This window comes from Coleofasciculus sp., from assembly GCF_046565525.1.
Classification (GTDB): Bacteria; Cyanobacteriota; Cyanobacteriia; order Cyanobacteriales; family Coleofasciculaceae; genus Coleofasciculus.
On record NZ_JBKHUP010000071.1, the window covers coordinates 1 to 20,005 of the forward strand.

16 protein-coding genes and 2 pseudogenes are annotated in these 20,005 nt (G+C 45.0%); 6 read left to right on the forward strand and 12 right to left on the reverse strand.

Translation table 11 applies throughout. The features are described 5' to 3' along the window. Positions 1 to 180: pseudogene (locus ACLGGO_RS23295) on the forward strand (photosystem II q(b) protein); the annotation flags it as partial. Between the two features lie 240 nt (positions 181 to 420). Here ACLGGO_RS23295 and ACLGGO_RS23300 read toward each other — a convergent pair. The 5 genes from ACLGGO_RS23300 to purE form a co-directional block, all read right to left on the reverse strand. Beyond that, positions 421 to 2,088 (reverse strand): alpha-amylase family glycosyl hydrolase, encoded by a 1,668-nt coding sequence (locus tag ACLGGO_RS23300; RefSeq protein ID WP_446421089.1) that lies wholly within the window; start codon positions 2,086 to 2,088, stop codon positions 421 to 423. Positions 2,089 to 2,398: 310 nt separating this feature from the next. Then, positions 2,399 to 2,842 (reverse strand): OsmC family peroxiredoxin, encoded by a 444-nt coding sequence (locus tag ACLGGO_RS23305; RefSeq protein ID WP_446421090.1) that lies wholly within the window; start codon positions 2,840 to 2,842, stop codon positions 2,399 to 2,401. A gap of 144 nt (positions 2,843 to 2,986) precedes the next feature. Further along, positions 2,987 to 3,541, reverse strand: coding sequence for a DUF2231 domain-containing protein (locus ACLGGO_RS23310; protein ID WP_446421091.1), 555 nt, complete (start codon positions 3,539 to 3,541; stop codon positions 2,987 to 2,989). A 39-nt stretch (positions 3,542 to 3,580) separates the two neighbouring features. After that, positions 3,581 to 5,281 carry a beta-carotene ketolase CrtO gene (gene crtO / locus ACLGGO_RS23315; protein WP_446334369.1) on the reverse strand — a complete coding sequence of 567 codons (1,701 nt, stop codon included), beginning with the start codon at positions 5,279 to 5,281 and terminating at the stop codon, positions 3,581 to 3,583. A gap of 155 nt (positions 5,282 to 5,436) precedes the next feature. Beyond that, entirely contained in the window at positions 5,437 to 5,964 is a 528-nt protein-coding gene (gene purE / locus ACLGGO_RS23320) for a 5-(carboxyamino)imidazole ribonucleotide mutase (RefSeq protein WP_446334368.1), read from the reverse strand. A gap of 182 nt (positions 5,965 to 6,146) precedes the next feature. Here purE and nagA point away from each other — a divergent pair, with 182 nt between their 5' ends. Together nagA and bchM are read left to right on the forward strand one after the other, a co-directional pair. Beyond that, positions 6,147 to 7,295 carry an N-acetylglucosamine-6-phosphate deacetylase gene (gene nagA / locus ACLGGO_RS23325; RefSeq protein ID WP_446421092.1) on the forward strand — a complete coding sequence of 383 codons (1,149 nt, stop codon included), beginning with the start codon at positions 6,147 to 6,149 and terminating at the stop codon, positions 7,293 to 7,295. 526 nt (positions 7,296 to 7,821) lie between these two features. Further along, positions 7,822 to 8,514 (forward strand): magnesium protoporphyrin IX methyltransferase, encoded by a 693-nt coding sequence (gene bchM / locus ACLGGO_RS23330; protein WP_446421093.1) that lies wholly within the window; start codon positions 7,822 to 7,824, stop codon positions 8,512 to 8,514. Between the two features lie 182 nt (positions 8,515 to 8,696). Here the strand turns inward: bchM and ACLGGO_RS23335 are convergent, their stop codons facing one another. The 6 genes and pseudogenes from ACLGGO_RS23335 to ACLGGO_RS23360 all read right to left on the reverse strand — a co-directional run bounded on the left by ACLGGO_RS23335 (position 8,697) and on the right by ACLGGO_RS23360 (position 15,784). Further along, on the reverse strand, positions 8,697 to 9,560 hold the full coding sequence (locus ACLGGO_RS23335; protein ID WP_446366902.1) for a VWA domain-containing protein: 864 nt from the start codon (positions 9,558 to 9,560) through the stop codon (positions 8,697 to 8,699). Between the two features lie 398 nt (positions 9,561 to 9,958). Further along, positions 9,959 to 10,039 (reverse strand): annotated as a pseudogene (locus tag ACLGGO_RS23340) (PEP-CTERM sorting domain-containing protein); the annotation flags it as partial. A 140-nt stretch (positions 10,040 to 10,179) separates the two neighbouring features. After that, positions 10,180 to 10,974: an LEVG family PEP-CTERM protein gene (locus ACLGGO_RS23345; protein ID WP_446421094.1), complete on the reverse strand. Its 795-nt coding sequence runs from the start codon at positions 10,972 to 10,974 to the stop codon at positions 10,180 to 10,182. A 469-nt stretch (positions 10,975 to 11,443) separates the two neighbouring features. Next, entirely contained in the window at positions 11,444 to 12,244 is an 801-nt protein-coding gene (locus ACLGGO_RS23350; protein ID WP_446421095.1) for a hypothetical protein, read from the reverse strand. A gap of 54 nt (positions 12,245 to 12,298) precedes the next feature. Next, the gene (locus ACLGGO_RS23355) at positions 12,299 to 13,288 is read right to left on the reverse strand and encodes a hypothetical protein (RefSeq protein ID WP_446338933.1); all 990 of its coding nucleotides are present in this window, start codon (positions 13,286 to 13,288) and stop codon (positions 12,299 to 12,301) included. A 288-nt stretch (positions 13,289 to 13,576) separates the two neighbouring features. Next, the gene (locus tag ACLGGO_RS23360; RefSeq protein WP_446421096.1) at positions 13,577 to 15,784 is read right to left on the reverse strand and encodes a dynamin family protein; all 2,208 of its coding nucleotides are present in this window, start codon (positions 15,782 to 15,784) and stop codon (positions 13,577 to 13,579) included. A gap of 511 nt (positions 15,785 to 16,295) precedes the next feature. On the opposite strand from ACLGGO_RS23360, the gene ACLGGO_RS23365 reads away from it, so the two are divergent. Together ACLGGO_RS23365 and ACLGGO_RS23370 are read left to right on the forward strand one after the other, a co-directional pair. After that, a complete protein-coding gene (locus ACLGGO_RS23365) occupies positions 16,296 to 16,751 on the forward strand; it encodes a DUF6978 family protein (RefSeq protein ID WP_446421097.1) in 456 nt (151 codons plus the stop codon). Beyond that, positions 16,751 to 17,518, forward strand: coding sequence for a DUF1828 domain-containing protein (locus tag ACLGGO_RS23370; protein ID WP_446421098.1), 768 nt, complete (start codon positions 16,751 to 16,753; stop codon positions 17,516 to 17,518). The genes ACLGGO_RS23365 and ACLGGO_RS23370 overlap by 1 nt, the downstream gene beginning before the upstream one ends. Positions 17,519 to 17,609: 91 nt before the next feature. Here ACLGGO_RS23370 and ACLGGO_RS23375 read toward each other — a convergent pair whose 3' ends face one another. Next, a complete protein-coding gene (locus tag ACLGGO_RS23375; protein ID WP_446421099.1) occupies positions 17,610 to 17,963 on the reverse strand; it encodes a nucleotidyltransferase family protein in 354 nt (117 codons plus the stop codon). Between the two features lie 222 nt (positions 17,964 to 18,185). Here ACLGGO_RS23375 and ACLGGO_RS23380 point away from each other — a divergent pair, with 222 nt between their 5' ends. Beyond that, entirely contained in the window at positions 18,186 to 19,970 is a 1,785-nt protein-coding gene (locus ACLGGO_RS23380; protein ID WP_446421100.1) for a serine/threonine protein kinase, read from the forward strand. Positions 19,971 to 20,005: the final 35 nt, after the last annotated feature.

Sequence of the window (20,005 nt, forward strand, 5' to 3'; positions counted from 1 at the left end):
TTTAACCAGTCGATTCTGGATTCCCAAGGTCGTGTAGTCAACACCTGGGCAGACGTACTCAACCGCGCCAACTTAGGTTTTGAAGTTATGCACGAGCGCAACGCTCACAACTTCCCCTTAGACTTGGCGGCTGGTGAGGCTACTCCCGTAGCGTTAACGGCTCCTAGCATCAACGGCTAGTTCTCCGATAGATATTTGGTAAAACGTAGGGTGGGCATTGCCCACCCTACAGCTTTTTTGCATCTTTTGACAAAATAGCGATGGTGAAAGCCCCCCGCGTTTCAACCGGGGGATGAAACGCGTGGTTTGCATCTCCTCCATGAGCCTGCTTTTGCTGGATGGAGCGGACGGACACAATGATAAGCTAGCTACAGCTAATATTAGACGGCGCAGTATCGTACTATACAGCGCTTTTCAACGCTACTGCCAGACGAAAACTTGTGCTTCATATTCACCTATATCAATAGTTAACTGATTATCCTCTGCTTGCACATCGTAGTCTCTTGTCCACTCGTGCCAGGTTCCGTTTTCCGGAATATCAGGAACTTGATAACCTTCTAAATACTGCTCGGAGAAGTTGACAACAACAAACACCCGTGAACCTTGATCATTCCAACGCTCGTAAGCAAAGACTTTGCCATCAGAACTGTCATGGAAAAATTTAAGGTTGCCAGTTTGCAGCGCAGGATTTTGCTTGCGTAGTGCGATTAAACCCTTGTAATACTCAAATAAACCACTATTCCGGTCATTCTCTAACAACGACCATTCTAGTTGTTGATTCTTTTCGTCAACATTGATGTCTGTGCCTTCGCCAAACTCTTCACCCATCCAGAGCATGGGAGCGCCTACACTTGTCATTAAAAGAACCGCCCCTAACTTCGCTCGTTTGAAAGCAGCATCATCAAGAATGCTATGTTCTCCCAATTGAAGCATGAGACGTTTTTGGTCGTGATTACTCAGGTAAGTAATTGCCTTAGTAATACCTTCGGGATAACCTTGTTGCTTAGGTTCTAGTGCCTGTTTTAGCTGCTCTAGATTGAACTCGTCTCCTAAAAGATGGGGTATAATTTGATGATAAAAATTGTCATGCCAGCATCCATCCATCGGTCCATTAGGACTTATCAGATCGGGGTTCTCTGGAATATGTTCGCCGATGTTGTAGAAGGGTTTGGAAAATACTGCGTTTTTCGTTTCCTCGATCAGTTCATTCAGGAAGTCACGGTTATCCAGTTGCTTTAATGCGTCGTACCGAATACCATCGATGTGGTATTCCTGAATCCAGAACCGCACGACAGCCTTCATAAAATCGCGGGCAGGAATGGCGTCTCGGTGTTCATCATAATGATTATAGTCAAACTCTGGTCCCCAGTAAAAGGGGTCGTCGGGATGGTGACGATCATGATAATACCAGTAATCCCGGTCAATTTGCAGGAGTGGGCTTTCTTCAGAGGAATGGTTATAAAGTTGGTCTAAAATAACCCGAATACCTCTGCCATGGCATTCATCAATGAGCTGCTTTAAGTCTTCCGTTGAACCGTAGTTGGGCTGTGGTGCAAAAAAGTAACTGGGAGTATAACCCCAGTTATACTCGCCAGGAGCCTCGTTTACTGGCATCAACTCGATTGCGTTAATTCCCAATTCCTGCAAGTAATCTAATTTGGCAATAACATCCTGGTACTGTCCCCGCTTTTCAGTATCACCCTCACGGTGATAAAAATCGGAAACGAGTAGTTCATAAATGACTAACTCATGGTTTGCGGGTAAGGGTTTGTCGTCATTCTGGCAAACGTAGGTATCAACAATCCGTTCGCCCCCTTTAATCCGAACGACTCCATTTTTTGTATCTGGAGTGAGTTCAGTGACGTATGGATCAATGATTTCTACCCATTCATCGGGTTCATTTGACCAACTTTTAGACTGAACTCGGAATTTATAGTGATAAACCCCATCTTCTAGATCAACATTGGTGCAGAAATAACCATTTTCATCTTTCTCCATTGAAATTTCTTGCCAATCCGAAAAAGACCCAATTAAGGCTGCTTTTTTGTTATAAGGAGCGAGTAGTTTAAATTCAATTGAACTTGACATAAATGGTTTTCTTGTTTAATTTTCTTAAAGGCAATAGTCTCTTAGGTATGCATTTCTTTTGGGAGAGTCTCTGATATCCAGGGCAAACTGGGACGTTACCGCATCAGCAGAATATCGGCTGTGATTTTGCGATCGCATCTAGCCCCAGAACGAAAAATCGCTGCTACACACACCTTCGTCCGCCGACGCTTCGGCAAGCTTTGCTAACGCGGACTAGGTGATAACGGGGGTGGCTAACCCGGATTTGGTATGAGTTAGCGTGGGCAGACTGTAACCGTGGGAGCATCACTCAAGGACTATAAACCATGAATTATGACGTTAAAGCCGCATCAAGTTCGATTTCTACATTTTGACGCAAGGCATTAGAAATCGGACAAACTTTCTCCGCTTCTTGGGCAATCTGCCCAAAGAGAGTATTGTCCAGGTTAGGAACTTGTCCTTGTGTGGCTAGACGCATTTTGGTAATCTTGAATCCCCCATTTTCCTGGGATTCTAGTGAGCAGAATGCCTGGGTTTGCAGACTTTCAGGTTGATAGCCTTTTTCTGTCAAGGTATGGGCAAGCGCCATACAATAACAAGCAGCATGGGCAGAGGCAAGCAGTTCTTCAGGATTTGTACCTGGGGTATCCTCGAAGCGCGTGGAAAAGGTGTAGGGAGTATCGTTGAGGATATGACTTGATGCATTAATGTGACCATTGCCGCGTTTCAAGTCGCCATCCCATTGTGCTTGTGCCGTTCGGGTTACTGTAGTCAAGCTCCTACCTCCTAGTGTTATTGAATGGATTTTCTCTTTTGTTAAACGCTGCTGCGTTATTCAAATTATTCGCCAGTTTATGGTATGAGTTATGGTTAGTAACTTCATGTGCCACAAGGTAGATCCTGCCTTATCTTCTGAGCATTAAGAGACATGAGTCTCACCGGGACCAACGATACCAACCTTATGACGGAACATCAATTCACCACCATACCAACCACTGGCTAATAGTAAGATTGACACTATTAACGAGATAATCAGTCCTACGGGAAGAATAATCGTGACTGGATTGCCCAATCGGAGGAAAAAGTTCACACCACTCAATACCAGTACCGCTACATTGAGCAGCGCATGTGCCCAACCGGCTCTACGCTCACGGGCTCGGGCAATACGCAGGAAGTCTACAATACCAACCACTGCTGCGGCAATCGCTGAGAGTAATCCCACTCCCAATAGCCAAACTGAGGCTCTTGACCAAAATACATCGCGGGTTAGCCAGTAACCGATATCTGTACCCGCTACACCACTCAAAAACGCGATCGGGAAGATGACAATAATTGGATGGATAGGGTGACCAAAAATCGCGACAGAACTGGTAATTCCTGTTCCCCGATATTCTGTCTCTCGGCTATCGATGAGGGGTGGAATACTCGGATAAGGAACGTTTCCGCTTTGAGTTTGAAAATCTCTAGTTTCCATGTTTTTCTCCGAATGGTTGTATGGGATTAAATCACTGCTTTATTGTGCAAGTTTAGAAACAGACTCAAATCGGGATTTAAGCCAGTTTCCGGCTTCTTTAAGGTTCTGGCTCAAAGGTTGCTGGGTGTTGAGGAATACGCGGGCGCAATTACGTCCAGGTAGACCGGAAATTGAGCCACCGGGGTGGGTTCCTGCCCCCGTCAGGAATAATCCGTCAATCGGGGTTTTGTAATTGGCAATTTCGGGTAGAGGACGGAAGAATATCATCTGGTCTAGGGTCATATCAATGTGGTAATGATTGCCTTTGTAAACCCCCAGGCGATCGCTTAAGTCAGCCGGACTCTCCACTCGACGGGCAATAACGGAATCTTTGACGTTTGGTGCATACTCGGCTAACTTGTCAATGATCCGATCTGCGACTTGATTCTTGCGCTCCTCTGTCCAACCTGTACCAAATAAACCCGTCCCTTCAGCGCCTCGAATTTGATAGGGGGCATAGAACTCAATCCAGAGAGTATGTTTGCCCTCTGGCGCCATCGAAGGATCGAGGACTGTCGGCACAGCCACCCACAAAGAGATATCCTGTTCAGGAATATGTCCCATGATGGGCAAATTATGAGCCGCTTCTACCTGATTGACCGAGTCGGCAATTAGCACTGACCCCATTAGATATTCATCTTTATGGTCATAAGCTTCAAAACGAGGCGCTTCTGAGAGGGCGCAGTCGATCTTCAAAATGCCGTCATTACTATTGACAATCCGACGCTTGATCCGCTCGTTTAACTCAGGCGCGATCGCTTGGGCATCGGCTGGGTCAATCAGCTGAAGGAATAGACGCTGGGCATCAATGCTGGAGATAATCCCTTTTGTCGCCCGATACTCCTGACCCCCTGCAACCCGAATGGCTTCGGCTCGTCCATTGTTGCCGATTAAAATCTGCTCAACCTGCTGATCACATAAGATCGTGCCTCCATGATGGTTTACCAGCTTAACCAACGCTTGGGTTAATGCACCCGTACCCCCGCGAGGTCTGGCGGTACCAGGGTCATGGCGGAGTGCCATCATCATCGCACCCATGGCGATCGTTTTCTCTGCGGGAGAAGCCCCCAGTTCAGAGGCAAGTCTAGCCAAGGGGGCTTTGACAAATTCTGAGTCAAACCACTCATTTAAGGAGTCCTTAGGACTTGTCAGCATGGTACGGATCAAGTCTAGGGTGTCATCCACACCTCCTAGCAATGAAAGGAGATCTTGCAGGTTATGCAACCCATAGTTCCCTAAAATGTCAACGACCGATTTAGGGGGTGCGTTGAATATAGGAGTAATGGCTTGAATAAGGCGATGCCAAAAGTCCATATACTCTTGATACTTCTGTGCATCACGCTGGTTATAGCGAGCGATTTCTGCACAGGTTTTTTCGACGGAATGATGAGCTAAGAAATACTTGCCATCTGGATGAGGACAGAAAATAGTGGGATCGCAGTATAGATACTCAAGCCCAAACTTGGTTAACTCTAGTTCTTCAACAACCGGTCCTAGGTGAATGAATTCGTGATCGATCGCACAGAGGTTGAAGTAGAAGCCGGGAGCTTCTTCCGGCATGGCTTCCTCAGTTGTAGCGGCTCCACCTGCGATAGAGCGCTTTTCTAGTAGCAAAACGCTGTAACCTGACTTGAGCAAATAGCCTGCACAGACTAAAGCATTATGACCTGCACCAATGATGATGACATCATAAGTTTCCATAAAAAAGTAGAGGTATTGGCTTATATTTCCCAGATGGTAAGGAACCTGAACGGTTTGTTGAATCTATCAGAAGGAAGAGGTTTTCTTTGATTAGCAGGTTTTAATAGTTTCGTCAAAGATAAAGTATCGATTGGTTTTTAACTTCACAGAAGAAGTTAATTATTCTGCGACAGGTATTGTTGATACCCCAATTTTTCTAGCGCCGCTTGCTTATCCATGACCGATTGAGTTAAACTCTGGCGATACTGCTGCACTCGTTCGAGTAACTCAGGTTGCTGGGATGCCAAAATCTGCACGGCTAACAACCCGGCATTTTTAGCATTGCCAATGGCTACTGTAGCCACAGGAATTCCGGCTGGCATTTGCACAATTGAGTAAAGAGAATCCACCCCTTGTAAATGGCGGCTGGGAACTGGAACACCAATGACGGGTAACGGTGTCAGAGACGCCACCATACCAGGTAAGTGAGCCGCACCTCCAGCCCCGGCGATAATCACCTTGAGTCCACGCTGATGAGCGCTTTGGGCATAGTCTACCATGCGTTGGGGAGTTCGGTGCGCGGAAACGATCGCGACTTCGCAGGAAACCTCGAATTCTTCACAAATTGCGATCGCGCCCTGCATTGTGGGCAAGTCGGAATCGCTGCCCATGATAATACCAATTTGGGGTTTGTTATTTGTCATTTGTCATTGGTAAAAGAGGTCAAAACTCGGTCGGGGCGGGTTTAGTCTCATCTTTTGTGAGAACAGAAACGATAATAGTCAAACATAGCCCCTACACAACTGTCGAAATTTTTTATCTGTGTTCCCTGATTATTGATCAAAGATGTATCAGACAATGATGCAGGATTAATGGAAAAGGACAAATGATTATTATTAATGCACGAGTACCCGGTTATCAAGGCTTGCAACAAGTAAGGGTTGATGCTGAGGGAAAAATTTCCGCGATCGCACCCATGACTGATATCGCTCCTGATGCCGCTACTATCGATGTTACAGGAGATTGGCTCTCCTTAGCTGGGGTCGATTTACAAATTAATGGGGCGCTGGGTTTGGCGTTTCCTGATTTAACTCTGGGGGATAGCCAGAAATTACAGCATATTTGCCAATTTCTATCGAATCAGGGGATTGATGGGTTTTTACCCACCTTGGTAACCACCTCGATCCAGAAAATTCAACAATCGCTGGCGGTGATTGCTGATTTTTTAGCCACCTCTTCCCACCATCCGGGAATGGCGCAAATCTTGGGGGTGCATTTGGAGGGACCTTTCTTGCATCCTCAGAAGCGAGGAGCGCATCCTCCAGAATATTTATTACCACTTACCCTAAAAAATGTCAAGCAAGTTTTGGGGGATTATGGCAAACTGGTCAAAGTGATGACTCTAGCGCCGGAGTTAGACGAAACAGGTGAGGCGATCGCGTATGTGCGTTCTTTAGGAATTACCGTAAGTTTAGGTCATTCCCAAGCAACAGCCGCTGAAGCGGAGGAAGCCTTTGCCTTAGGTGCTTCAATGGTAACTCATGCTTTTAATGCGATGCCGGGATTACACCATCGGCAACCCGGATTACTCGGTGCCGCCATAACTCATCCTCAAGTTCGCTGTGGGGTGATTGCGGATGGACAGCATGTTTGTCCGACAATGTTACAAATTCTGCTGCAAGCGAGTGGGTATGAAGCGGGATTGTTTCTGGTGAGTGATGCTTTAGCGCCGTTAGGATTAGGTGATGGGATTTATCCTTGGGATGAGCGTCAAATAGAAGTGAAACAGGGTACGGCACGATTAACGGATGGTACATTAGCGGGAACCACCTTACCGTTATTGGTGGGAGTGCAGAATTTGGTAGAGTGGGGACTGTGTGGAATCGAGAGTGCGATCGCCCTAGCAACAGAGTCACCTCGGCACGCGATCGGTTTACCAGGGATTGGGGTTGGACAACCTGCTAATTTGTTGCGATGGCATTGGCATGAGGAAACATCAAAATTGAGTTGGCAACCTTTAACCTTCAATGGATGATTTGTCATTTGTTAAAGAAGAGAAAACCTAACTCATGGTAAAGTATTTAAGCTCCGGCTTCAGCGGAGCTTGCCGGAGTACTTCACTCGTCCTCACTCCTCCATCCAAACTGACTCTGTAAGCAACCCCGGTCTAAAGCTTGCCCGATAAGCGAAGCGAAGGGACACGGAGCTTTAGCCAAGTAAGTTAAAGCTGTGCTTACCAGCCTAAGTGCTAAGCGCACTACGTTATCGGCAAGTGTTAAAGACCTACCAGTAGATGCGATAGCCAGTCTACTGCTCTAGAACCAAAAAGTTAAACAGTTTTAAGGTCACTGAAACAGTGCTTTTGGATAGTTACCGACTGATAACATTGGCGAGGCTAACTTTACCCCAGAAATGGGAGACAATTGGAGGGGCAACCATACCCCTCCACCCCCTAAAAAAGTATGCTTCTTAAACCGCTACCGCGTGTTCCTCCCTGGTCTAAAGCTTGCCCGATAAGCGAAGCGAAGGGACACAGGGTTTCCCACAACGAAGGAGTTTTTATGAACACCGTTGATGATAAAACCGTAGTTAAAGACTATTTCAACGCCACTGGATTTGACCGTTGGCGGCGGATTTACGGCGAGGGCGAGGTAAATAAAGTCCAACTGGATATCCGTAATGGACACCAGCAAACCGTCGATACTGTCCTAAGCTGGCTTAAGGCTGATGGCAATTTAGCCGAGTTATCTATCTGTGACGCTGGCTGTGGTGTGGGAAGTCTCAGCATTCCCCTAGCCAAAGCCGGCGCGAAAGTCTTTGCCAGTGATATCTCCGAAAAAATGGTGGGTGAAGCCAAGGAACAGGCACAAACTAGCTTGGAGAATTCTGACAATCTTAGCTTTGCCGTGCAGGATTTGGAAGACTTGAGCGGGAGCTATCACACCGTTATTTGTCTAGATGTGCTGATTCACTATCCCCAAGATAAAGCCGCGCAGATGATTTCCCATCTCGCCTCTCTAGCAGAATCGCGCTTAATTGTGAGCTTTGCTCCCAAAAACGTCGTATACAGTTTGCTCAAGAAAATTGGCGAGTTGTTTCCGGGTCCTTCTAAAACCACTCGTGCTTACCTACACCGCAGAGCGGATATTATCAAAATATTGGAGAGTAATGGCTTTTCAATTCAACGCACGGGAATGACCAGTACCCAGTTTTACTTTTCTTACCTCTTAGAAGCAACTAGAAATTCCGATTAACTTATCAGGTTCATCTGACAAAGCTCTGCCTCCCCTCTCAATCCCCATGCAAAAAACGCTCCCGTATCCGCTGGTCTCCTCCTTAAAAAGGGGGACGGAAGGGGGATATAATAGGGGGACGGGAGGGGGATTAAAAGAGGGGTAAGGGGGGATTGAGAGGGGCTGGGGGTGATGGCTAATTTTCAAGCAAACAAATCAGGATATTGATCCTTTGCCCACATCGGTAAACCTGCGGTTGGATTTTCGAGCTGACGGTTCAGTAGCTCAATAATATTGGGCATTTTACTTAACAAGTCAAAAACCACAATATTGCAATCTAATCCCTTAGAATCTGTAAATCCCCTGACATTTTTATCCAGTTCAAGATAAAACTTGGGATTTAATTCACTACCAAACCCGATAATGACAATCTTCAGTTCATCCTGACTTTTCAGTCTGGCACTGGTTGTCTGAATCAAGTTCAAAAATTTATCTCTGTCATCAAACTGACCATCTGTGTAAATGATAATAAACGCTTCCCGATTCGCCTCACGATTGGCAAACCATTGATTAATAACTTGCTCAAGTGTGGGTGTAATAAACGTGCTACTATCGGGCTGGTTTTCATCAAAGATGCTGGGAACCTGAGCTGTATCTTCAAGGTAGATGATTTTGTCACAGGGGCGATTCGGACTAAAAAAGGTTAGGGCAATTTCTTGACAAACCTTGTCCCCATCCAGACTGGTTTCATTGAGAATGCGATAGACATGCCCTTCAATGACTTCCGGTAAAACTTTCCAGCGAATATTATTATTAAATTCTGAATCTCTTCTCACCATTGACCCACTTTGGTCGATGAGCATGAAAACATCTCGGTTAAAAAGTTTTTTACTTGGCATACAGTCCCCTTTTTGAATAACGCCCGTATTTTTGGCTTCAATAATCGTTGCTTGATGCAAAATGGGCGGATTGCTCAGCGTAGTAGCCCTTTGTTTTTTGGGGCATTTTGCCGAGAGACCCGATATGAATAGTTTAATGGTTTTTGCCACCCGATTATAAATAGACATCTGAAGTCGCTACAGTCCATCGGTTGATCAATATTAATTGAATTAAGAATTGTTAAGTGTATTCAAGACATCACATATAGTTTATCTGTACTATTATGTAGGCAGTGCTGTAGGTTGGGTTGAGGTACGTAGGCGTGACGCGCAGCGATAGCGACGTAAGGAGCGTCAGCCTTCTCGTACTCCTTTGGAGTTCCCGAAGGGTAGAGTAACCCAACGCAAGCAGGTTAACGTGAACATTATGTTCAAACTTGCCATGCTCCCTACGCAACGCAATAGGGATTGGAGATGAACATCTCGAATCCCTAGAAGTCTCTTAGCTCTATTCTAATGTGGAGTTAACCAATGATTTGTGCAGATGCTAAAGGCTGAGTTTAGCACCTATTTAACCAATTTAGGCATCAGGCTTTTTTATTGCGCTTGTGTAAACCGAAAGCACCTGCCATTGCCAGAGTCCCTAAGCTAAAGACGGTTCCCGGTTCAGGGACATTTTACAATACTGTTTTTCGATAAATATGTGGTATCTTAATCAATCATCTTAGTTCCGATAGTGGAGTTAACAGAATCTGTATTCAGGTGCTAAAGGTTAAGAACTTTAGCACCTTCTGGGGAAATTTAGATATCAGGCTTTTTTGTTGCGCTTGCGTAAGCCTAGACCACCTGCCATCGCCAGAGTACCTAAGCCAAAGACAGTTCCTGGTTCAGGTACATCTTTAATTAACTGGAAGTCAACACCATCACCTGTGGCTGCTGTATCTTTACCCAACTTTAAGGTAATAAAGCTAACATCTGTCCAGGTCTGGTAATAAACGTTACCATCTGCTCCGGCAGGAACGGGATTTTCTCCTGAAATTAGCATGGCTTCTGGGTTAATGTCCAGCATGTCAGCAATAAAATTAGGCACTCCCGTTGAATTAGTGGACTCTGTATCGAAATATTTGATTTTTAGTTGAGGAATTAGCTTAGTGAAAGTAAATTTGTAAGTACCAACTTCTAGTTGCCCCTCTTCTTCACCAACTGAGCCATCAGCATTTGTTTCTGAGGGACGGAACCATGCTCCCGATGGGGTCGTACCGATATCCTTTGCCCTCAGGGTTGCTGTACCTAAAGAACCACCATCATAAATTGAATCAGTTTCTCCTAATATATCAATAAATAAGCGACTCCGTGTCCCGCTAGTCTCATCTACCAAACTCTCTATACTTTCTATCCAAGAAAGAGAACTGGGAAGTATACATTTGCTGAGATCAAGGCAACCACCTGTAACACCAACATCAATTTCCGTTTCCAGATCTTGCGGAGGAAGTAACGTAATCGCTGAAGCTGAAGGTGTCATAAGCCCTACAGTGACCGTAGAGGCAGCAATTAGCGAGGCAACGGCAGTGGATTGACGGAAAAAAGTTGAGAGAGATTTCATGATCTTGTTTCCTGATAAAGTAGATTGACCTAGTTCTTGGCAAAACTTGAGCTAGCTTCTATAACTGCTTCTGTGATTTAGAGACTCAATAGCTATTTATTAACCCTCTCTTGACCCTTAGCGATAAACTGTATTTTCGAGCAGTTGTTATATTTCAGTTTTGCTCGTAGCCGCCAAGTCTTTTTCATTCACTAACCAAATAATACCCCTATTTGAGCCGTTGTCTATAAAGTTTCGATAAATTAACTGTGAAGCTTGTGTAAAGAATTGGCGAAAAATGTCTTAGACCCCATCGGTCAGTATAGAGATGTTCTCCCGCAACGCTTCTACACCCGGATTTCTCACCGCAGTTGTGTGTAGGGGCGGGTTTCACTATTTGAGCATGAGGACAAGGAAACAGGAAATAGGGAGTATCCAATTTAAATACATATCAGCTTACCTCACCCAGAGGTAACTCAATCTGCCCTGGCTAGGTATCTTTTTGACTCGAAAGTAATTTCACCAGAGAGGCTAACCAATAGGAGAGAATCGATATCAAAACCATGAGCCAGATTAGGGGATTCTTGGATTGGGTTCCCTCCTGCAAATTGGCGGGTAAAAACCAGGGTTGAGGGGATAAATCTTGCCAACTATCGCCCTCTACTAGGGTGGATAGACTGCGCCACACGCCAGCCTCTTGTAGGGTTTCTGGTTTCTTAATCCCTGTCACTACGATGAGAATACCTGGGGTTGGTGGTAAATGACAGGTTCGTAGTTCTTCGGCTAACTCCTGTCTCAGCGTCGCGATGTTCCGTCCGATTTTGGGGGTGAGAGTCGGCGGTTCACTGGATAGTTGCTGGGGATTTCGTACTACGGTAAGCAATCCCTGCATCTGTGGGAATGACACCTGAAAGCCATAGTTACCTCCTAAGCATACTGCTTGATTAAGTTGTGCCACTAGGGGGTGATACTCTTGGTCAATTAATGCAGATGCGGCTAAACTTCGCAGCAGGGGTTCGTCAGTCGTTGCACCCACCCAAGCCATGGCGATGCGGATTTGGCGGTCAAGAAAATCGACTCGTCCTTTGGGTTCAAGTCCTGTCAGTAGCAGCAGCAACTGGTTATCCATTAATCGTTCTAACACAACAGTTGGTGTTTCGCGATCGATTAAATGGGTTACTGTCAATCCGATAGGTGGCAATTTGGGTTGAATTGACCCATCGTTACCAACCTGTAGCCAACGGTAATCATAGTCTTGTTCAAAGCCGCGACTCTGGATATAGATATCCATCAGTTTATTCCTATTTGTAAAATAGTTTTGATTTGTATAGACAAATGACAAATTCTAAAGTGTTAACAACGATTTACCTTGTAGAACAGCAAATCCTCTGTTTGTTTTGCATCCTTGAGCAAACTGCTCTACCGCTTGCTTGAGTTGAGCATCAGGGTTGAATACTTCCCGAACGATGTTAAACATTGACCAATTGCGATTTTGAATGTAAACTTTTAACAGGAATCGCAATAGATACCGCAGCAACTGATCACTATCTTGGGGACTATATTTAGCATTAAAACTCGTCTTGCGAAAATAAAATCGGGGTTGATTGAGATTTTCTACCTCAATTTTCAAGAAGACGACACAGCCAACGGTTTGCACTGGAGTTGTCACCACGGCAATTTTATCAGCTCGTCTTGGCTCTTGAAAAAATTCCAGTAACGGTGCATATTTTTCTTGAATCTGTTTGATCAGATTGTTGGCAGACACTTCATCTTGCATATAGGTTTCACACTTGACAGGAGCCAAAATGACTAACTTGGGTTCATCCAACTTTTGGTATGCTGTTTTAAACAATGTCATAATCTCATCTGGCTTATTTCTCACCTCATGCCATCTGCCATTGAGTTCCATCAGCGCTGGCGTATCAATTGCCACAATAACCGCTGCACATTCCCGCAACATCTTCTGTACAAATCGCCTCCCCGCCACATCACTGGGTAAAATATAGCCGCCGGGATAATCGCGAAACTGAAGCCGCAGGTAATCTTTTTTATCATTTAACCCTAAATCAAAACGGTAAGACGGTAACGATTCAGGTCCTGCAACGGCTAAGGTTCCCCGAATTCCTTTGGTGCGTTCATCGGCTTTAAATTCGTAGGTTAAACTTTTGAGTTGGGCGAGATATCGTTCTAGAATTGCCGCTGTTTCAATATCGGGTTTTAATTGCAGATTGGCTTGACGACTGGTTGCCTCAAATTGCTCATACATTGAGGTTAATAATGTGGTTTTACCAACTCCACTGGCACCTAGCATGGTTATATTGAGTTCTTTAGGCATCTTTCTCCATCCTTTGGGTAGAGACGCGCCATAACACGTCTGTAGGGGCGGGTTTAGGGATTAATATTGATTCTTGTCTTAATTTTTATACAAAACCCGCCCTTAATTTTAATATAATTTTCAACAACTCTGTGTATCTCATGTAGGATGTAGGGGCAGTCGCCAGACTCCAGTTCTTATGAAAGCGGATTGCTTTTTTTGAATCGCCACCCGGAAGCGAAGACAGCGCTCGCTACGAACGGCGAAGACAGCGCTCACTACGAACGAATTGATCGCGCGAATTCTCAATTAATTTAAGAACTGGAGTTCTTTGAGCGAGTTAGTCGCTATGGCTTGATCGACTAACGATAGCCACTGCTGACGATCATCGCCTTCTTGATTTTCACCAAACTCCTTCGACCAAACTTGAGCTTTTTCTTGAAAGAGAAAGATTTGCCATTCATTCTTGACATCTTTTGCTCGCAAAACCTGATCGACAAACTCTTCAACCTCAGCAAACGCCGCTTGACCGGGTTCTCCGTAAAAATTCTCTAAGGCGTGTTGACATTTAAACACAGCTTCTTCTTGCAAGGTTTCTAAATAGGTTAAAGTTTCCTTGGCTTTAATTTCCCGCGACTCTGTGGCATTTGAGGGAGATAAGCGAAGATTGGTTTTATCAGGATTGAGATTATCTAAGTGGGGGCGAATCCGATAATGAAAGTTGGCTTTATAGGACATTTCAAAATTCGACAGCGTTTGGAAGGCGTGCTTGAGTCGAACTAGATTATCAGGAATGATTTCTGCCATAGCTCTAAGAAAGGCTGAGCCTCTACCTGGTGTAAGTTCTCCTAACTGTCCTTGATTTATCAGTACCTCCGTCACCTGAAACTTTGCCTGTTCCACATATTCTTTTAACCCCATGTCCATAGCGTGGAAATGGCGGGTGAGATGATTGCGGATTTCATGGAGGTATTTGGCGTAGGTGGTTTGCCAATCCCCTTCTTCAAACCGTCGGGCAATAATTTCGTTCAGGGGTTCCTCCGTGGGAAGTCCGGTATCGCTTTTGCAGGTTTGGATAATCGATTCAACCTGTTGTTTAAAGATATCTTGTTCATCGCGATCCTTGGCGATATCCAGGTGATCTAATAATTCTTCCAGCCCTCGCGTTAGATTTGCCCAAAGTTTGTTGAATAGGCGCAAAAATTTGGCTTGTTCATTAAGATCGTCCACAATTAATCCGCCTGACAAAACTAGACGGGCTTTTTCCAGTTCGTCATTAATTGAGATTTGCAGTTTCTTGAGTTTTTTCTGGTAAATACGGGCATGTTGCTCGTCTAAATAGGTGATGTTATTTGCCAGATAGTTGAGAACTAAATCAAGAATCCCATTGGTTTCCTCTGGATTAGCACAATCGGCAATTTGGCAGCGGATGACATCAATATGTTTATCGTGAATACTGATTTGATGTTTCTGACAGGCTTCCAGGTTGTCATCGGTTCCGGTGACGTGGTTGAGAATCATAAATGAGCGATTCTCTAGATTATTTAATGCCTCGGCTGCGGTATTATATAAATCCGTATCCCGTTTTTCCCATCCATAACGGAGTCTATCGGGACGGCGAATAAAAATTACTAAATCCACCTCTTGTCCGATGGTTTCCAGGATGAGTTTTTCATCGCCTAAGCGTGTATCTCCTAAACCGGGTACATCCACTAAGGCAATTTTACCGACATCGGAATTTTTGAAGGGACAGAAGATTTTAACTTCGCGAACGGCTAAATGGTCAAAGGTAATTAGTTCGCCTTGGGGAAAGCGGCGTTGGGCGACATATTCATGAATCCGTTCTTTGGGAATGGGGGGAAGTTTTCGGGGTGCGCCAGACAGGAGTAAGTGTCTGTACATGGGTAAGTGTTTATGATAATCTTCTTTGAGATGCTCATACATTGAGTTTTTGGTCGCATCACTTCCCGAAAATTCCGGTAATGTTCCGGCAAATTCGTCTAAGGTTTTGGGAGGATCAGCTAAGTCTAATTCCTGATAGTAGGGCTGAATGACTTCTTGTAAAAAAGTCTGTTCAGAATGAACGGTTACCTCGGCGTAGGTGTCTCCGGGTTGATGATAAATGGTGCTGCGAACAGCGGTACAAGCGCCGCCTCGGAGGGCGGGAATTTCATCATCGGTGAGTCCACTGATACTCTGGAGGAAGGTACTTTTCCCTTGACCCATGAGTCCAACGACGCCAATATTTAAGGTATGGCGGGAGAAGCGATGCCGAAGTTGATGCAGTTGATCCAGTTGCGTGCTAATCTGTAAGCGCAATGGGGAAAAGTCGATTTTGCTGAGGCGATCGCACACTTCGGGTTCGTCTAGTTTGTCCTGTAAGATATGACGCCGTTGATCTAGGGAGCGGAGCAAGTCAGTCAGATTTCTCAGATGTTCCTCGACATCGGCAATACTCTGAACTAAGGGTTGGCGTTGTTCTATAATTTTGGCTATGGTTTCGGCGCGATTAGACATGATAGCGATTAGACATAATAGTTAATTGGGCGGTTGTAGACGCGGAGAAATCGCTGGGCGGTTGAAACCGCAGCTACACAAACAAAACCCGCCTACGCGGGTTTCCCCACCCCTAGTTTTTTTTCTTTCCTTGTCAAGTGTAAGGCTATCCATACATGGTAGCGCGATCGCACAGCTAGGTTAAATGATATTTCGGTTCCTACCACGCCGGGAGACTGATTCATTATGAGGCGTTATACCACTATAGAGGATTGTGCGATCGCGTGGCTGGGCAAGTTGGTAATGGGGTTAAGATTAAGGAAATGAGGTTCCTCCGTTTTAAGGTTGATTTTATTTTGGAGATAGAAGATGACAATCAAAGTAATTAATGACTAACAAGCTTTACAAGACGGCTTAGAAGTCTTAATAGCCCATCTAGAAGCCGCTAAACTTGCTCGTAGAATCTATTAGTTGATTTCGTCACCCCCTTAGATTTATCTTAATAAAGATACCGTTTATACAGGCGGCATTTATGCTATCTCAAAATGAATTTGAGGAAATAATAAGCGATTTAACTAAACGAATAGAAGGAGATATCTTATGGAATGATGATGAGGATCATTCTCCTGCTGTAGAGTTTCGTGCAGAGGTAGTTTCGGATGCTGGTTATCCGATTTCTATCAAAGGAAGCTATAACGCATTTGCTCAGAAGCTTAGCTATGTTATCATACATCGAGCTGCTGGTAGGATTTATGGCTTAGATTTGGGGCAAGACCACAAAAATCCCAATGGCGAACAAGTAGGAGACAAACACAAGCATCGCTGGGACGAACATTATCGAGATAAACAAGCCTATGTTCCACCCGACATAACGGCTCTTATCACTGAGCCAGTCACAGTATGGCAGCAGTTTTGTTTAGAGTCAAAAATCACCCATAATGGAATTATGCAAGAACCACCACCGTTACAGTTGGATCTGTTCCTCTGATGTCTACCGTTTACCAAGAAATAGCTAAAACTATCGGAGAGCTGTTTACCTGCTCTACCGTCAACGGCTTTATCCGTATCCGCACCCCCTACCTCTACCCAGACGGTGACGTAATTGATCTCTTTTTAAAAGAGAAAGACGGACAGTATGTACTAACAGATTTGGGTGAAACTCTACGCTGGTTGCACATGCAAACCAGATCTCCTAAGCGTTCCGAGAAGCAAGAAACCCTTATTCAAGATACCCTCTTAACTCATGGAATCGAGCGATCCCGGGGAATGCTTATACTTCGGATACAAAAAGAAGAAAATTTAGCTTCGGCAATCACACGTTTATCTCAAGCAGCGTTTAGAATTTCTGATATTTGGTTTACCTTTAAAACAAGAGCATTTAAGCCAATTATTGAGGATATTGTAGAATTATTAAAAGAAGCACAAATACCTTTTGAACAAGACAAAAAAATTACGGGTAGCTCTGGTCGTTCTCGAAAATTAGATTTTTATACCCAACCCCCTCGACATAATTCGTTAATAAATGTTCTTAGTATAGGAAGTAAGACAGTCGCGAATAACAGAGCTGATAATGTTTTTAGTGCTTGGTCTGACCTCAGCTACTTAAAACAATCAGAAAGTAATTTACGCTTTATCTCATTATTTGATAATAGATTGGATGTATGGAGTTCAGAAAATATTCGCCTTTTACAAGAAGTATCTGATATCGCATATTGGTCGAGGCGAGAAGAATTTAAAGAAATGCTAGTCAGCTAACAATACATTATTAATTATGAATTATGCCTAGCATTTTTTTTACTGAATTCGATGTCGAACAAGCCACCCTCAACTAGCTATAAAGCTTAGGCTACACTACCCTCCACGTCTCCGACATCTCCCCCGATTCCCCCAATAGTTCAATCGCCTCTTGGAATACATTCTCAGCAATTAGTGGACTTAATCCGCGAGTTGTCGTAATGTCTACCTTACTGTTCAAGAAAGACTCTAAATCATTGATCAATCCTCCGGGAAACCAAGCACTTGTGCAGTTTCGATCATAATCAATCAAAAAATCAATATCGCTCTGTTCGGTTGCTTCTCCCCGTGCGACAGAGCCAAATACCCGTACACTATGAGCGCCATGTTTGGCGAAAATGGCAAGTAATTCATCCCGCCGCGCTTGTAAGTCTTGAATCGTTCGGATTGTTGTTGAGCAGCCCATATTCACTCCTTATCGTAATCTGTAAGGTTACAGCATTGCCCATTGGTGTCAACTTAGAGTGAAAAGCTTTGCCTGTGAGAGTTGGAGTCTCGTTGCCAATTCCTTAACCCCCCTTAATCCCCCCTTGATAAGGGGAGGGTTAGGGTGGGGTTGATTTGGAGAGGGTTTAACCCGATTCATTTATAGTTAGATAGGGAGACTGTCGCTATTCTATCGCCACCTATGCCCCTTTGCATTAACCCCACTTGCCCAAAACCCGACACCTCAGAGAATGAGCATCAGCGCTTCTGTCAAAGCTGTGGCTCAGAGTTGCTGCTGAATGGGCGTTATCGGGTGATGCGTCTGATTAGTGATAAGAGTGGCTTTGGCAATATCTACGAAGTCTATGAAGGGAGTACGCCGAAAATCCTGAAAGTTCTTAAGGATCATCTCAACAGTGACGCCAAGGCGGTGGAACTGTTTGAACAAGAGGCGGTGGTGTTAGGGCGACTGAACCATCCGGGTATTCCGCAAGTGGATAGTTCGTTCCTCTATCAGACACGGAATGGGTTAGGCTTGCACTGCTTGGTGATGGAAAAGATAGAGGGACCCACATTAGAGCAGTGGTTAGAACAACAGCACAATCGACCCATTTCTGAGGCGCAAGCGATCGCGTGGTTAAAACAGCTTGCAATTATTCTACAGCTTATTCATGATCAGCAGTACCTGCATCGGGATATTAAACCCTCTAATATTATGCTCCGCCCTGATGGGCAGTTGGTGTTAATTGATTTTGGTACAGCACGAGAAGTCACCCGCACCTATCTAGCTAAAGTGGGCGCTGGCGGCGGGATTACAGCCGTTATTTCATCCGGGTATACCGCTCCCGAACAAATCAATGGGGAAGCCGTTAGACAATCGGATTTCTTTGCCTTGGGACGTACTTTCGTCTTTTTGTTAACCGGACATCATCCCAGCCAGTTGTATGATGCTCAAACGGATACATTAAACTGGCGGAATCACACCACCGGGATTTCCCCAAACCTGTTGCAGTTAATCGATGAGTTGATGGCGCGACAGGTTCGCGATCGCCCGCCAACAGCCCAAGCTATTCTACAACGCCTGGACGCCTTAGAGCATCAACCCGCCACATTGACCGAAACCCTGAAAGTGGGAGTCGCTCCCCTCCCTCAATCCGAACCCGCCCCAGAACGCCATTCTGGGCGCTGGCAAGTGGTCATTTTAGTGTTAGCCATACTGGTTATTTTAGGGATTGGAATTATCGGTTCAGGCGGGTTAGATTCTCAATGGGTTTGGATATTTACTCCAGCACAAGCGCCGCAAAGAAAGGGAGATGTAGATTATTTTCCTTACGTTGAAGGAACTGATAGTCAGGGGAGAACGGCTGAATTTAGTGTGGCGGTACTTTCACGGGAATATAAATGGAAACTGGGGAGTACCTTTCAAGTCAACTATAATCAACAAATTATCCCCATTGATGCGTTACGGTCAAATTTGGAGGAGGAAGGGATACAGCGCCTGATGGAAAATCCCAGTGAAATTATTTCCGTGGGAACCGCTTCCTGTGAAGGAACTCCAGTGGGAGAAGAACAGCGAGCCTTTAGACGCGCCGAGCAAATCCAACTGTTAGCGAAAAAGTTATTTCGGGATGTTCCATCGGTAGAAAACTATCGCCTATTAAATCTGGGTCAATTTAACCGAGACGATTGTTTACCGGATCAAGATGCCACGTCGTACCAGCGTAGTATTATTATTATTGGCGTGAAGAATAAAACCCCCGGTGTAATTGTAGATGAAGCCTTGCGATCGCGCTTAGAAAACACACCCTTTGGGGATTTTCGTCTAGAGGATTACTCCCTGGGTTCGCCTGAGCGGTTTCAAACCATATCCAGTCAGCTAGAGACGCCAGAGACGCCGGAGATACCGGAAACACCAGAGACACCAGAGACGCCAGAGATACCGGAAACACCAGAGACACCAGAGACACCAGAGATACCGGAATTGTAGGGTAGCAAAACCATGTCATCAAGGGTGGCGAAGGG